The organism is Bacteroides luti, assembly GCF_900128905.1.
In the GTDB taxonomy this organism is placed as follows: Bacteria; Bacteroidota; Bacteroidia; order Bacteroidales; family Bacteroidaceae; genus Bacteroides; species Bacteroides luti.
Map to the genome: position 1 here is coordinate 83,785 of NZ_FQTV01000002.1, position 15,783 is coordinate 99,567.

Genomic DNA, 15,783 nt, shown 5'->3' on the forward strand with positions numbered 1-15,783 from the left:
TATTGGATTTGTTTGTAATATTATATAAAAATGCTCGAATTTTAGTTCTTTTTTATCCCTCTATATAGTGCTTAAAATCAACCATGAAACACTTTTTAACTCGTTCTTCCTATTTATCAGGGAAACTATAAAGGAAGTTTTCTGACAATCCGTTTTACTTTTTAAGCTAATTACTTGATTATAAGCTGCGGGCTTTTTTATTTCACCCCCTATAAATACAGAAAAAAGAAGAATAATTCCGCGCATATAAAAGAGGGTACCCTTTTGGGATACCCTCATACCTTTGCAAATTTATTTTTTCTTTAGTCTTTACTAAATTCAAGATCGGCTACGATTTTTACATTATCACTGATCATTGCATTACCAAACTTAGAACCTAAGTTGTAATTTGAACGTTTTACAACTCCGGTAACTTTGAAGCCATAAACTTTCTTTTGGTTCATGGGGTTAGTTACTTCACCAAAATAAACTACATCCAGAGTTATGAATTTAGTAATACCGTGCATGGTTAGGTTTCCCATTAATTTGAATTTATTATTCGTGATCTTTTTATGTGATGTACTAACAAAAGTAAGTGTGGGATACTTTTCTGCATCAAAGAAATCTGCACTTTTTAGGTGTTTATCTCTTGCTTCAATGTCGGTATTGATACTTCCTATTTGAGCTGTTACATCAATTTTCAAATCACTCAAGTCGGTTTTTTCAGATTTAACTTTAACGCTGAAATCAGTAAAGCGGCCGCTGACTTCGGATATGGTCATATGCTTAACCGTGAAGCCTAAACGAGAATGTGCAGGATCGTTACTCCATGATTGCTGTGCATAACTTGCTACACAGAAGACTAACATCATTGCTAATGATAGAAATAACTTTTTCATAACTTCTGTTTTTAATAATTTAATACCAAATATAACGCACTAGATGTTAGATTGTTCATTCTCACTAAATTAGATTAAGATTAAATCATAAGGTAATTGCTTATAGAACCTTTCGTGGACAGAATAAATAAAAGCAGCAGTTAAGAGTATAATAAGTGTTATAACAAAAAGCCCTCTATACTTCAAAGTATAGAGGGCTTTCATTTTATTTATTACAAGAAGAGTTATTTTACTCTTCGATTTTGCTGGTTATTAGCCTTTGCGGGTCTGGATTTACCAATTCTTTTTCCTGTTGGCGCTACTTTCTTGCCATTCTTTCTTGGAACGGCAGGAGCTGGTTTTTCAGGTGTTGTTTTCATTTTTATCTATTGTTTGAGAAATTCTCAGTCGGCAATATAGGCAATCTTCACAACGATCTTTCTACCGGTAGTTTCTTTTCCGGAAGTCCAGATAGAAGCTTTGTGTAACTCGCCCGGGAAAAGAAGGAAGAACTTCTTGCCTGTTAGTTTATAATATTTAATCTTATCTCCGGTGTAGTGAACATTATCTTTTTTCTCATTATAAGGTACTTCTTCTTTTGCATCCTTTAAAGAGATTAATCCCATCAGTTCAGCATTGTTAACCATGTACTGCAAATCAATGTATTTTTTGTGTGCTTCGATAAGAACTTTGTCAGGTGATTTAGATTTTGAATCGGATACATTAACAAAGCAACGGTTGCCGTCAATTTCATATCTTCCTACAGGCATGTTAGCCAAATCTTTTTCTTTCAGGAATTTGAAAATCTTTTCCCACATAGCTTTATCTTTGTGGTACTGAGTAGCAAATTTCACGTAGTCTGTAGTTTTATCAGGGACGATGTCCAGACCGTTAGCCCATTCTCTTGCATTTACCCATTTCTTAGCACTTTTTTTAGTCCATTCAGTTTGTGCTGAAACTGTGGAAACCATGGCCAGACAAAGCATTGCAATAGCTGCTATTCTGGTAAAAATACTTTTTCTCATATTTATTGTTTCTAATATTATTTTGCTGACAAAGATAAATTAAAAAAATAGTGCACCTTGATTTTACTAATATTAATTCTGCTCTTTTATTCTTCTCTGTAATATGATTCCAGGAAAAGGCGGGCTATAAAGTCCCAATTCTCATGAAGCAGTTTCTTTCCATGTTCCTGACCAAGTTCGCTCTTTATCTGAGCATCGGGTAAACGACCGCTGTTCTCCAGATATTTCAGCAAATCCACAGGGCATTGTTCTTGTACTGTAAATAAGTCGAGTGCTCCTTCGATAGCTTTTTCTTCATTATACATTGGATTACGTTCGTCTTTCACATATTCGGCAATATCCGGAGCTATAAGCATTCCTTTTGGATTGGCATAGAGTATAAAGTTTTGGAATGCCTTTAGATCGGGCATCATGTTATCATCATTGTCTTCCCATTTCAATCCATTGATGAAAAACTCTTTCAGATCATCGTAAGATGAAAAGTACATTAGCGGCTCGCCTTGACTGGCTTCGGTAAAGATGGTGTAAACCGGATCTACTGCTTTTATCTCTTTCACATCTGAAGCTGCCGGGCGTATATCTTCGTCGTCATTCAACTTACGAATAGAGAATTTTCCGAAGAACCACCATTCATTATTGTAGTATGCACAGCTCACAGTAATAACTGTTTTCCACGGAATAAGAACCGATGAGTCGGCTATGGCCTCTTTTGTTACATCAATCTCACGGCCATTGGCTAAGGAACGAATCTTTATGTGTGAATTACTTTTCTCGATGATATAAAACTCTTCACGATCAATAAACTCGAAATGATCGAAATAATCTTTATAAGGATGATTGGAACCGGCAATAGCAGAAAACCATTCGTTAATCTGCAATGCAAGTGGCCCGCAAGGATCCGAGAACATTAGTCGGTTTACGGCATCGTGCACTATTGCGTTTCTGTCTTTATCAGATGCTTTAGGATAATGTTTGTGTACTTGATCGATAATAGTATTTATAGGCTCTTCGTTACAAGGGGCAAGTAGATAAGATTGAAAAAACAGCCATTCGGCATCATTCGCAAAAGCCGGAAATTTATGATAGTCTTTGTTTTCAAACGAAAAGAAATCGGTCATAAAAGTATTTTCCGGAGCAGTTTCGAATTCACCATCAAGCAAATTATATATTTCTTTTGCGAGTTTTATTAAAGATGGCTCTTCCGGATTTATAAACTCTTCCTTGTCATTTCCTACGTATAGCTGAATATTAAGCCATAGCAGAAAAGCTACATCTTCCAGATTAATTTCGTCTTCGTAATAATCAGACGATAGAGGGTAGAATGGAAGATATTTGCCATATATCTCTTTATGTTTTGTAATAAATGCTCTCCAAAGTCCTTCCTGTGAAATTACATCTTCAAAGTAAGCGGCAAGGTGGCAACTTATTGCCTGTTTTATGTCACTGTTCAGGCTAAAACTGGTGGCCGACTGATTAATAATTTTCAGAATATCGTTAGCAATGTCAATATAATATTGATCGGTTTCTGCCATGCGATTATAAGGATGCAGTGCAAGCCAGTCTTGCATATAAATTGTTGATGTGTTTGCTTTCATCTCTTTTTCTTTAGAATAATTGTAGTAGCCTACAAATATAATCAGATTCTGAAAGATAAATAGATATCTTTTATTTTTGTTTTTATAATTTTGCACCCTATGATTGAGTATGAAGCAAATTTGGTTTGCAAGAAGATGAATGAGGCCGGAAGAAAACGGGTTCCTTTTCTCTTTGGTGTAGATTTTGAAATGACTAAAGGTTTCTTTTTCGAGAGCCCGATGGAGCAAAATAGTGTGCTTTTTTCTTTGGAAGGACATTCTAATCACTCTGAAGCTGAGCAGAATAGCTCTGTTCTTCCCTTGTTGATAAAGAAGCCCGAAAGCTATGAAAACTATTTTTCTAAATTTCAGATAGTTCATTCTGCTCTGAAAAAAGGGAATTCTTTTCTGCTGAACCTGACAGAAAAGACTGCTATTGAGTGCAACCTTACTCTGGAAGATATTTATTTGCGGAGTCATGCGCTTTATAAGATTCTTGTTCCCGATAAATTTGTTTGTTTCTCTCCCGAGACGTTTGTGAAGATATCATCTTCGGGTGAAATATTGTCTTATCCAATGAAAGGAACAATAGATGCTTCTCTTCCCGATGCAGAGGAACAATTGCTGAATGATTATAAGGAAACCTGCGAACATAACACGATTGTTGATTTGATTCGTAATGACCTGAGTATTGTGGCAGACCATGTACAGGTACGAAAATTCAGATATGTTGATGTGTTAGAAACAAATCAGAAGAAGTTGTTGCAAACAAGCTCAGAGATTTGTGGTATGCTTTCCGGCAATTATCACGAATGGTTGGGAAGTATAATTTTTGATATGCTCCCTGCCGGCTCAATATCCGGCGCACCGAAACGATCTACGGTGAATACTATTCGTAAGGCAGAAAAGATAAATCGGGGTTACTATACCGGAGTCTTTGGATATTACGATGGCGAAACGCTGGATAGTGCCGTGATGATTCGTTATATTGAAAAAGAAAACGGGAACTATTATTTCAGGAGTGGGGGAGGAATTACTGTGAACAGTAATCCGGAAGAAGAATATCAGGAAGTACTGGATAAAATATATTTGCCATTATGAGTGAACAAGTGCAATTTTTAGAAACAGTTAAGGTGGTGAACGGAGAGTTTATTCATTCTGAATACAATCTTCAAAGGATGAAGCAAACCATGAACGACATCTTCCGAGCCTCCGTACCGGATACGTTTTTCAAGGACATTATTATTCCCGAACCAATGAAGCGCGGTGTGGTGAAATGCCGTATTCTGTATGGCAAATCTATTGATGAAGTGGAGTTTCAGCATTATACATGCCGTAAAGTTGCATCTTTAAAGCTGGTTGATGGCAAGGATATTGATTATTCCCGAAAGTATGCCGATAGAAGTTCATTGCTGGGGCTTCTTCATGAAAAAGGTGAATGTGATGATATTCTTATTGTTCAGAATGGAAAGATTACAGATACCAGTTACAGCAATGTGGTGCTGAGCGACGGAACCGGATACTATACCCCGAAGACGTATCTATTGAATGGCACCTGCCGCCAACGGCTTATGGCCGAGGGTAAAATAACTCCGATTGATATATCGGTTGATGATTTATTCTCTTTTAAAGAACTCTTTCTCATTAATGCTATGCTCGATTTAGAGGATAAAGTTACTGTCCCTGTATGCAATATTATGCGTTGAAATAGTATTGGTCTATAAAATAAAAACCATTCGCCAATAAATTTTATCCATTGGTGAATGGTTTCTTATTTATTGCCCAATAAATTGTCGGGCATTGGGCAATAAATTGAAGTTACGGCTCTTTAGCTATATTCTGTTCAAAATGAACTGTTTTACTAATAAGCGCAACTATTCTGAAAATCTTTAGGAGAAATGCCGACCATCTTTTTGAAATATTTCCCGAAAAAACTCTGGTTGGCAAAGTTGAGCGTATATGATACCTCTTTTATGCTGTTGCCCGAATTCTTGAGTAAATGTTTTGCATCAGAAATAACAGCATTGGTAATCCATTCATTAGCCGATTTTCCGGTAGACTGTTTTAAGAGAAATGTCAGATATTTGGGAGTAATGCATAGCTTGTCTGCATAAAATCCCACCTGTCTCTGCTCTCTTGAATATTCTTTCAATAAGCTGAAAAAATCTTTCGACAGCTTTGTTCTTCTTTTACTTTCTCCCGAAAATGATAATCCCGGAAACATATTTGAATTCTTTACGAATACATTGAGCAGATCAATAAACAAAATTGAAACCAGATTCGATAATTTTTCTTTTCTGAATACATGCTCCTGGTTCGATATCTCGTCTTTAATAAGCATAAAAGTCTGGTTCATGCTATAATGAGCATCATCCGACAGACTTTTCCTAACGAAGGCTTTTTCTTTGTTTATTGCCAAAGGAACCTGAAGTGATTCAATAAAAGCATTAGAGAACATCATTATATATCCCCGGAATCTGGTATCGGTCGACTTTATTTTGAAAGAGCTGTTGGGAGGCAAATAAGCCAAAGAGTATTTTGATAACGAATGAATCTGATTATCTATTTCAATATCCAGGTTTCCGGAATTAACAATGATAACTTCATAAGCATCTTTTGATTTTGGATACCTTTCTTTAGGAAAATCTCCTTGAATAAGATAAAGTGCAAAATCGTTATTCAGAGTTCCAATGGTTGATATCTTTGATGTAGAACCCGAAATACTCATTGTTGGAATTGTCATGCAATTTAGACTCATTGTTGTTGTTTTTAGAATTAATCAATAACAGAACTAATTTTGATTGCGCGCAAACATCACTCTTTTATCTCATTCCGGCAAAATAAATCGACCAAATAGAGTAAATGAAAAGCAAAGACTTTATCTTACACTATGAATGGCGTATAGCTTTTAAAATAAGATTTTCTGATATTTTAAGCTTCTTTTTATTATTACTTCTGTATTTTACAAATAAATAAAACTTATTGTATTCATTAACATAGTTACAGGTGCAGTCGTTACGACTTTTTCCTGTAACTAAGAATGGCCCATGAGTTGAAGAATACAGCAAATAGAGTTAACGCTGTAATCTGTACTCCAAGTTCTGCAAAACCACTTCCTTTCAGATATACGGCACGCATAATCTGAACAAAGTACTTCAGCGGATTAAACATTGTTACTACTTGTGCCCATTGAGGCATACTATTAATAGGAGTAAACAATCCACTTAGCAGAATAAGCACCAGCATGAAGAAGAACATTACAAACATGGCTTGCTGCATGGTTTCCGAATAGTTGGATATTACCAGACCAAAGCCGGATATTGTAAACAGATAGAGCAATGCCAGAATATATAAAGTACTTAGTTGCCCGATTGGAGTTATTCCATAAACTACAACTGCTACTCCGAAACATGATGTTAGAGCAATAAATCCTATAATCCAGTAGGGGATTACCTTTGCCAGAATAAACATAAACTTGCTTACCGGAGTAACATTTATCTGTTCAATGGTTCCTTTCTCCTTTTCGCCAACGATATTTAAAGCCGGTAGGAATCCACAGAGAATGGTAAGTACCATAACCATTAAGGCAGGAACCATAAAAACCTTGTAATCTAAATGAGGATTAAATCTGCTTTGAGTCACCATCTTTATGGCTGGAATTACAGTTGCTCCCTTTGTGGGTTGTACAATGCGATCTCTTATATCTGATGTATAGTCATAGACTATATTTGCCAGATAACTACTTCCCAGTCCTCCTTTGGTGCCGTTTACCGTATTTGCCGATATAAGCAATTCTGCATTTCCTTCTTTCACGAGATTGTGTTCAAAATCGGCAGGAATTTCCATAATAATGTCCGATTCTCCTTTCTCAACGCTTTTAAGAGCCTCGCTGTAGGAGGATGAAATATCGGTCAGTCGGAAATATCCAGATGATACAGCTTTGTTAATTAATTGTCTGGAACATTGAGTATTATTATTATCTACAATGCTAAGATTTATATTCTTTATCTCAAGATTAGCCGCCCATGGCATTATCAGCATCATAATAATAGGATAACCTATTATCAATCGTGGCAGAAAGCTATTCCGTCTAATCTGCTTGAATTCTTTTTCTATTAAATATTTTAGCATAATCTATTCTAATCTGTCGTTAAACTTCTTAAGACTTACAATCAGTAATACAAAGGCCATGAATGATAGAATTCCAATTTCTTTCAGAACAAAAAAGACATCGAGTCCTTCAATCATAATCTTTTTCACAGCAATGATATACCATTTTGCCGGAATTATATTTGATATCACTTGAAGCATTACCGGCATATTCTCGGTAGGGTAGATCATTCCGGATAGAAGCATTACCGGCATCAGCAAAACCATACCCGAAACAAGCATAGCTGCTACCTGTGTCTCTGCAATAGTAGATATAAGCAGGCCGAGCGCCAGTGATACAATAATGAACAATAACGATACGCCAAACAATAAGACCAGACTTCCGGCAATAGGAACATCGAGCACAAATACAGATAATAGTAAAATTGTGATGATGTTTATACCGGAAAGAACCATATATGGAATTGCTTTTGCCAGAATGATATAGATAGGCTTAACCGGCGAAACCAGAAGAACTTCCATTGTACCGCTCTCTTTCTCTCGTACAATAGAGATAGATGTCATCATGGCACAGATAAGCATTAATATCAATCCCATAACTCCCGGGACAAAATTATAAGCTCCCTTCATGCCCGGGTTATAGAGCAATTTTACTTTTGGAGTAATTGTTAATGGTGCTTTATATTGCCCGCTTAATTCCTGCTGAGCCGATGAAATAACATTGGATACATATCCCGTCAGCGTAGATGCCGTATTTGGGTCGGTTCCATCTGTTATAAGCTGAACAGACGCATCTCCCGTGTGGCGGAAGTTTTCTCCGAAGTGATCTCCGAAGACCAGAATTATATCGGCCTTTCCTTCTTTGAATGTAGTCTGAATATCTTGTTGATTATCTATTCTGGCAATCACATTCATATATTCATTGGCATCAATCTTATCAATAATCTTCTGAGTAACCTCGTCTTTTGATGGATCGAAAACAGCAACACGTACGTTCTTTACCTCCGTTGTGATGGCAAATCCGAATATAATAATCTGCACGATAGGCATTCCCAACAGAATAAGGATGGTACGCTTATCGCGGGATATATGATAAAATTCTTTTCTTACAAATGCTAAAAACTGCTTCATAGCTTTATTCTCCTCTTGTTGCTTTACGTGCCAGTTTATAGAATACCTCTTCCATTTCCTGAACATTAAACTGTTTTTTCAGATTGGCCGGACTGTCAAGTGCTTCAATTACTCCGTCCACCATAATAGATACCCGGTTGCAATATTCAGCTTCATCCATGTAGTGAGTAGTTACGAAAACTGTAATTCCTCTGTCGGCTGCCTGATAGATCAGTTCCCAGAATTGTCGGCGGGTGGCAGGATCAACTCCACCAGTTGGTTCATCGAGAAAAACTATTTTGGGTTCGTGAAAGATGGCCACGGAAAAAGCAAGTTTCTGTTTCCATCCCAGCGGCAGACTGGCTACCAATGTATTCCTTTCAGATTCGAAACCTAATCGGGCAAGCAGTTCTTCTGTCTTTATGGCAATTTCTTTATCTTTCATTCCATATATTCCGGCAAACAGACGAATGTTTTCCCACACTTTAAGGTCTTCGTAAAGAGAAAACTTCTGGCTCATATAACCAATGTTACGTTTTACCAATTCAGATTCTTTGCCAATATCAAAGCCTGCAACCTTGCCATGTCCTGAAGTCGGCTTGCTCAAAGCGCAAAGCATTCTCATGGCTGTGGTTTTTCCGGCTCCGTTTGCTCCGAGAAAACCAAAGATCTCACCTTCAAAAACATTGAAACTAATGTGGTCTACGGCCGTAAAATTGCCGAAACGCTTAGTCAGCTCCTTGGTTTCAATCACTATATTGTCTTTATTCATACTTGTATTCTATTTAGACTTCATTAGGCTTGGAAGCCAGTTGCATGTAACAATCCTCGATTGTTGGCGTTATCTCGTTGATTTCTATATCCCAGTGCCCTTTATCCTGCATCTGTTTTTCAAGCGCACCGATTGTTAATGACGGATCAACAGTAAGGTGATGTACCGTTCCAAAAGCAAAGCAGCTTTTTACTCCCTCACATGCCCTGAGCTCACTGAGCAACCCCGACATATTATAACTTTTAGCCGACCATAGAACTTCCTTGAAATCAGCTATAATTTCCTGCGGAGTTTCAATGCCCAAAAAACTTCCATCCTGAATCAAAGCAATTCTGTCGCAAAGCACAGCCTCGTCCATGTAAGGTGTTGATACCAGAATTGTTATTCCCTGAGTTTTTAGTCTCTTCAGCATTTCCCAGAACTCTTTTCTTGAAACCGGATCCACACCGGTGGTTGGCTCGTCAAGGAAAAGAACTGTTGGTTTATGTATCAGGGCACAGCTTAATGCCAATTTCTGTTTCATACCTCCCGACAGTTTTCCAGCACGACGGTCCTTAAAGGGCTCTATTTGTTGATAGATATCTTTAATCAGATAGTAGTTCTCCTCAATCGTAGTATTGAATACCGTAGCGAAAAATTTCAGATTTTCTTCAACCGTCATATCCTGATAAAGAGAGAAGCGTCCCGGCATATATCCCACACGCTTGCGTATTTCCTTGTAATCCTTCACAATATCAAGTCCGTCAACAGTGGCATTCCCGCTGTTAGGTCTGATTAATGTGGTGAGAATGCGGAACATTGTAGTCTTTCCGGAACCATCCGGACCAATCAGCCCGAACATCTCTCCCGGATTAACTGAGAATGAAACATTCTTCAGCGCTTCTACTTCACCATATTTTTTAGAGATTCCCTCTACTTCAATTGCTGCCATTACTTTGTAAAGCTAACTTCCCCGTACATTCCAATTTTTATATCCCCGCTATTCTTCACAGCAACTTTTACAGCATAAACAAGATTAGCACGCTCATCTTTGGTTAGAATTCCTTTTGGTGTAAATTCCGATTTGTTTGAAATCCAGGTTACTGTTCCCGGGAATTCTTTTACATTCTCGCCTCCGTAATCGGCAAACACTTTAACTTTCTGACCAATCTTTATCTTAGATAGTTGGTCGGAAGTAATGTAGGCACGTAAAAACATATTTTCTATATCTGCAACTTTGAAAAGAGCTTTCCCTGGAGTGGCCAGTTCGCCTTTTTCCGCATATTTGCTTAACACAGTACCGTTTATTGGACTGATGATATGGCATTTACTTAGTTGATCATTCAGTTGAGCAACCTGTATTTCGAGTGATGAGCTCTCTCCGTTTACTCCTGCATTGTTGTTTTCCAAAGTAGAAGTTTGTGCTATAAGCTGTTTCTGCAGGTAAGCAATTTGTGAGTTAATATCATCCAACTGCTTCTGATTGCCGGCATTGCTCTTTACTAGATTCTCCCAACGTTTCTTTTCACGTTCCTGAGTTACAATTTGTTGTTTAATTGCAGCAATCTGTTTGCCTATATCCTGTCTGCGACTTTTTACTGTAGTAGTATTTGCCTGCAACTGAAGTTTTTTCAAGTAAAGTTGTACTGTATCAACATATCCCACTTCTTTTCCTTGCTGAAGCTGGTCGCCTTCAGTAACATTAAAATCCATAAGTTTGCCCGATGCCTCAGAAGAAACAATCACTTCGGTTGCCTCAAATGTTCCTGTTGCATCATATTTACCATTTTTATCTCCACAAGCTGATAGTAATGCTGTGGCAAGTGTGCCGTATAATATACCTTTTATGAGTTTCATATTGTAAGAATTTTAATTGTTAGTACTGTTTTTATAATTGTAGATTGATATTAGTAGCTGAATCTCGTGAAGCACTTTGCTCTGCTTTGCCTGATCTTCCGAATTTATATCACGAAGCAAGTCGGTAACACTTAATGTTCCGTGTTCAACCTTTACCTCCGATGCCTTTTTTATATTAGTACGCAGGCGGATAATTTCATCATCATCCCGCATCAGTTGCTTTATCTTATCAATCTCATTACTTTGCTGCGTCATTTTCAGGTTCGTGTTGAATAAGAAGGTCTCTTTCTGTATGGCTACATTCTGCAAGTTATTATCCAGTAATTTCTTATCATTCTTCTTGGTGTAAAGACTTCCAAAATTCCACGAGAGACGAGCACCGGCAACATAATAAGGAGTAAATTCATTCTTCAGCATATTCAATCCCGGATTACCATAACCACCCTGAACAAATACTCCCAGTTTAGGCAGGTTTTTAGCATCAACCATGCTCTTCTGCGTTTCAAATAGATTGCTTTGTGCCTCGAATAGTCGAAGCTCCGGTCGGTTTACTGTTGATGACAAAGAAGCTTCTTCTGCGAATGAAGGTTTAACAAGTGAAGTTCCTTCTTTTATTTCTTCTCCAATCAAGGCCGATAGCATTTCTCTATATGCTTTTCGGGTAGCATCCAATTCTACTTTGCGCTGTGCAGTACTTAGCTGATTTACTTTAACCGCATCCAAATCTGCCTGATTTGCAATCCCGTTTGTTATATAGGCAGATATTTGATTGTAATTGCGTTTAAGTTCATCCTGTAATAGCAAATTTTGCTTTATCTGCTCATCAATTAACAGGATTCCAAAGAAAAGTTGGTTCACTCTGTCATTGATTGCATACATATCTACATCAAGTTTTTGCTTATCTACAGCAGAGCTTGCTTCGGTTATTTTCTTCTGATTGCGGATAACTCCACCATCCCAAATACTTTGATTAACTTCAACAACCGATTGGTATTGATCTTTGTTTAATCCTTCAATAGTTACATTAGGTAATGTAATAGGAAGTTTCGTTACAGCCGACTGGTAAGTCGCTTTTGCAGAAAAAGAAACTTGAGGCAGGTATCCTTTGTTTGCATTAGATATATTGAACTCTTTAGACTGTTCAATCAACCCATACTGTTTTACCTGTGGGTAGTTAGCCTGTGCTTTCTTGTAACAATCATCAATGGATAATTGTCCGTAAATCGGGGCATGTAAGCAAATGAAAGCAAGGGTGATAATGAATGCCACTTTTTTCATAAATATATTCTTTAATTTTGATAAACTAATATGTTTAACAACTCTGTTAATTTAACTGCAAAAAAATTATGGACGTAACCTTCTCAAAATTATTTCCACGTTTTCAATCCTTTTTTCAGCCAGTAAAGAATAGTATTCTTTTCCAAAAGAACCAGCAACGCGTTCAATAATCGGATGAGCCAAAAAGGCAAAAACATTTAATGAGACAATATCCAATAAAAGATGGACCGGATCGACAACGCAAATTTCTTTTTTCTTTATTGCTTCTTCCATTTCAGAGTTTAGCTTTTCAAGGAGAATTCTTATTGCAGGCCCGGCAATAGTTGAAAATCTATCCAATCTTTCTTTATTGGTAAGGAACTCATTTAAAACAAAAAAAGGTAGCTTTGGGTTTGATGCCAGAAAATCAAAGTGAGCTTTAACTATATATTCCACTTTTTCAATAAATGGCATTTTTTCTTCAACCTTTGGCATAAACGAATTAGCTAAAAGAGCAACTTTCTTCTGGAATACCTTTTCGAAAAGATTGTCTTTTGTGCGGAAATAGTAATGAAGCATAGCATGGTTTACACCAGCTATTCTGGCAATTTCAGTTGTCTTAGTCAGGGTGTAACCTTTGTCTAAAAACTCCTTCTCAGCAGCTTCCATTATTGCCTGTTCTGTATTAACGTCTTCTTTCTCTTTCATAATAACACATTTGTTTAACAGCGTTGTTAATTGCGGCAAATGTAATATGATTTTAATTAATACCAAAGATTTATTTAATATTTTACATAGTTTAACGGTGACATTTAATTTGCTATAATTTAGAATTAAAACGAAAATATACTGCCATATTATTGCCTTACTCGGTGGTTTTAATTACTTTTGGTCGTCTAAATGAATCTAAAGATGTGTTTTTGATAATTAAAATATAAATTTATGATAAATAAAATCGTCACATTTGGAGAAGTGCTTTTACGCTTAACTCCTCCCAACTATTTAAAATTCTCTCAGGCAAAAGAGTTTGTTGCAACATATGGTGGTAGTGAAGCAAATGTAGCTGTTTCTTTAGCTCAATTTGGTTTGAATAGTAAATTTGTAACTCGTCTACCTCAAAATGATATTGCCGATGCTTGCATAAAGGAGTTACGCTCACATAATGTTTCTACAGATTGTATAGCAAGAGGAGGAGACCGGGTAGGTATATATTTCCTAGAAAATGGAGCTGTAGCCCGTCAGTCAAAAGTAGTATATGATCGTGCCGGTTCATCATTTTGTACGCTTCAACCAGGGATGATTGATTGGAAAGAAGTACTTAAAGATGCTCAATGGTTTCATTGGTCGGGTGTAGCTGCTGCTGTATCACAAGGTGCTGCAGATGCGTGCATGGAAGGTATAAAGGTGGCTGATAGTATGGGACTTACTATTTCATGTGACTTGAATTATCGCAAAAATTTGTGGAATTATGGTAAGACTCCTGATGATGTAATGCTTCCTATGGTGCAATACAGCGATGTGATTTTTGGAAGTGAGCCTGAATACGAAAAAGTGCTTGGGATATCTAAAGTTGGTTTTAAGGCTATTTCTGTAAATGAACAACTGAATGAAGACGGTTTCAGAGCTGTTGGCGAACAAGTTGTGGCTAAGGTTCCTCGTTGCAAAAAGATGTTCCTTGAGCTTCGTAATTCAATTAATGCCAATCATAATACTATTGCCGGAGTTGTTTATTCAGATAATACTTTGAAATGCTCTAAGATTTATGATATCACACACAATGTAGACCGTGTTGGAGTAGGAGATGCTTTCTGTGGCGGTATGATTTACGGTCTTGTTGCCTATCCGGGTGATGATCAGAAAGCACTTGATTTTGCAATGGCGGCCTCTTGTCTTAAGAATACAATCTACGGAGACTTTAACCTGGTAAATACTGCCGAGGTTGAAAATCTTATGGGAGGTGATGGCTCGGGGCGTGTTTCCCGATAAAACAATAAAAAGTGTAAGTGAATAACTGATAAACTTACTTCTTATTAATATGAATGGCTTTTATGGACGGAATGTTTATAAAGGCCATTCTTCTTTTTTAGCAAGTAAATGACTGTCTTTGTTTGAATGAAAAAACTCTGCCGATATTATGAACTGGTTCTCAAATCGGCAGAGTGTAAAACGCTTATCTTCCCAGGTAAAACTAAGATAAAATGAGACTAAGCCTATAAGTCAATTAAAACTCAATTCCTACTTTTAAATTAACTCCTCCAACTGTTTCTCTTGAAATACCATAGTATCCCCAATCAACATCTACTTTTTGCATTGAATACCCCATTGAAATATTTAAAGCTTTTAAAGTTTTACTGTCTAAAGCAAATCTTACACCGGCATTAGGATTAAGATAAAAACCTTGAAGATCAAAAGGGGAATATCCAATTTTTATACCGACAAATGGTGTGATAGAACTTTTTATAAAATTAGCTCTTAAGTCAGCATATATAGGAAGGGCTACTTTACTTGAGTCAAAGTAGAAATGAACACCTGTTCCTGCTCCTAAAAAAAAGTAAGGGTTGAATTGGTAACCATATGTACCATTAATTTCCAACTCGTCTTCGCCAAAATCCCCTGTTCCGAAAGTGTAACCTAATTCTAAAAAGCCTTTGTATCCATTCGTTTCTTTATATTGAAAATTCGAATTATTTTTTTTGTGGTTTCTGTTGTAATATGGCTCTTTTGTAATTTTATCAACTTCATCAATGTTGTATACAAAAACATTTCCATCGTTAGTTTGTATTTTTATAAGCTTGTTAGGTTGCTGTTCAATGATAATACCTCTGATAATGCTACCGTTTTTTAAATAAACAACTTCCTGAAGGTCGCCCTGAGCATAAGTAAAGCTTACAAAATAAAAAAATGAAACTAGTAATAAAAGGATTTTTTTCATGATTCTTATTTTTATATCTCAGGTTCCTGCTGAGATGATTTGAAATATATAATAGTACGAGGAACCAGCATCTTGAATGATGTCGCACTTTTTTATATTAAAGTAGTATAATTTGTTTCTTAAATATTTTATTTTTATTCATAGTTTATTGATTATGAATGTTTTCTGAATAATGACAATGGATTAAATTTATGGAGTTTTATATTTAAATATATTTGTAATTATTATTTTCTGCAAATATAATTAATATATATTATTATAAAAGTAAGAATCATATATTTTGTATATAAAGATTAATCTTGTGTTAATG

General features: G+C 36.5%; 15 protein-coding genes and 1 pseudogene. 3 read left to right on the forward strand and 13 right to left on the reverse strand.

Going from position 1 to position 15,783, the window contains the following annotated elements; genetic code table 11:
- Window positions 1-302: 302 nt before the first annotated feature.
- From BUC21_RS02175 to BUC21_RS02185, 4 genes are all read right to left on the reverse strand, one after another.
- A complete protein-coding gene (locus BUC21_RS02175; RefSeq protein WP_073398889.1) occupies window positions 303-878 on the reverse strand; it encodes a YceI family protein in 576 nt (191 codons plus the stop codon).
- Between the two features lie 224 nt (window positions 879-1,102).
- Window positions 1,103-1,237 carry a hypothetical protein gene (locus tag BUC21_RS16685; RefSeq protein WP_262483224.1) on the reverse strand — a complete coding sequence of 45 codons (135 nt, stop codon included), beginning with the start codon at window positions 1,235-1,237 and terminating at the stop codon, window positions 1,103-1,105.
- A 24-nt stretch (window positions 1,238-1,261) separates the two neighbouring features.
- Complete coding sequence (locus BUC21_RS02180) at window positions 1,262-1,882, reverse strand: NanQ anomerase/TabA/YiaL family protein (RefSeq protein WP_083547559.1); 621 nt, start codon at window positions 1,880-1,882, stop codon at window positions 1,262-1,264.
- Window positions 1,883-1,968: 86 nt separating this feature from the next.
- The gene (locus BUC21_RS02185) at window positions 1,969-3,477 is read right to left on the reverse strand and encodes a DUF3843 family protein (RefSeq protein ID WP_139261203.1); all 1,509 of its coding nucleotides are present in this window, start codon (window positions 3,475-3,477) and stop codon (window positions 1,969-1,971) included.
- Window positions 3,478-3,576: 99 nt separating this feature from the next.
- On the opposite strand from BUC21_RS02185, the gene BUC21_RS02190 reads away from it, so the two are divergent.
- On the forward strand, window positions 3,577-4,557 hold the full coding sequence (locus BUC21_RS02190) for an aminodeoxychorismate synthase component I (protein ID WP_073398891.1): 981 nt from the start codon (window positions 3,577-3,579) through the stop codon (window positions 4,555-4,557).
- Window positions 4,554-5,162, forward strand: a complete 609-nt coding sequence (locus tag BUC21_RS02195) for an aminotransferase class IV (protein ID WP_073398892.1) — start codon at window positions 4,554-4,556, stop codon at window positions 5,160-5,162. Before BUC21_RS02190 ends, BUC21_RS02195 begins: the two co-directional genes overlap by 4 nt.
- 155 nt (window positions 5,163-5,317) lie before the next feature.
- Here BUC21_RS02195 and BUC21_RS02200 read toward each other — a convergent pair whose 3' ends face one another.
- From BUC21_RS02200 to BUC21_RS02235, 8 genes and pseudogenes are all read right to left on the reverse strand, one after another.
- A complete protein-coding gene (locus BUC21_RS02200) occupies window positions 5,318-6,214 on the reverse strand; it encodes a helix-turn-helix domain-containing protein (protein WP_083547560.1) in 897 nt (298 codons plus the stop codon).
- Window positions 6,215-6,471: 257 nt separating this feature from the next.
- A complete protein-coding gene (locus tag BUC21_RS02205; protein WP_073398894.1) occupies window positions 6,472-7,587 on the reverse strand; it encodes an ABC transporter permease in 1,116 nt (371 codons plus the stop codon).
- Window positions 7,588-7,590: 3 nt separating this feature from the next.
- A complete protein-coding gene (locus tag BUC21_RS02210; RefSeq protein ID WP_073399175.1) occupies window positions 7,591-8,697 on the reverse strand; it encodes an ABC transporter permease in 1,107 nt (368 codons plus the stop codon).
- A gap of 4 nt (window positions 8,698-8,701) precedes the next feature.
- Window positions 8,702-9,430: pseudogene (locus BUC21_RS02215) on the reverse strand (ABC transporter ATP-binding protein); the annotation flags it as partial.
- Window positions 9,431-9,461: 31 nt separating this feature from the next.
- Window positions 9,462-10,379 (reverse strand): ABC transporter ATP-binding protein, encoded by a 918-nt coding sequence (locus tag BUC21_RS02220; RefSeq protein ID WP_073398896.1) that lies wholly within the window; start codon window positions 10,377-10,379, stop codon window positions 9,462-9,464.
- On the reverse strand, window positions 10,379-11,284 hold the full coding sequence (locus BUC21_RS02225; RefSeq protein WP_073398897.1) for an HlyD family secretion protein: 906 nt from the start codon (window positions 11,282-11,284) through the stop codon (window positions 10,379-10,381). The genes BUC21_RS02220 and BUC21_RS02225 overlap by 1 nt, the downstream gene beginning before the upstream one ends.
- 12 nt (window positions 11,285-11,296) lie before the next feature.
- Window positions 11,297-12,562: a TolC family protein gene (locus BUC21_RS02230; protein WP_073398898.1), complete on the reverse strand. Its 1,266-nt coding sequence runs from the start codon at window positions 12,560-12,562 to the stop codon at window positions 11,297-11,299.
- Between the two features lie 66 nt (window positions 12,563-12,628).
- On the reverse strand, window positions 12,629-13,249 hold the full coding sequence (locus tag BUC21_RS02235; protein WP_073398899.1) for a TetR/AcrR family transcriptional regulator: 621 nt from the start codon (window positions 13,247-13,249) through the stop codon (window positions 12,629-12,631).
- Window positions 13,250-13,483: 234 nt separating this feature from the next.
- Between BUC21_RS02235 and BUC21_RS02240 the strand changes: the two genes are divergently transcribed.
- Window positions 13,484-14,527 carry a sugar kinase gene (locus BUC21_RS02240; protein ID WP_073398900.1) on the forward strand — a complete coding sequence of 348 codons (1,044 nt, stop codon included), beginning with the start codon at window positions 13,484-13,486 and terminating at the stop codon, window positions 14,525-14,527.
- Window positions 14,528-14,762: 235 nt separating this feature from the next.
- Here BUC21_RS02240 and BUC21_RS02245 read toward each other — a convergent pair whose 3' ends face one another.
- A complete protein-coding gene (locus BUC21_RS02245) occupies window positions 14,763-15,473 on the reverse strand; it encodes a tudor domain-containing protein (protein ID WP_073398901.1) in 711 nt (236 codons plus the stop codon).
- Window positions 15,474-15,783: the final 310 nt, after the last annotated feature.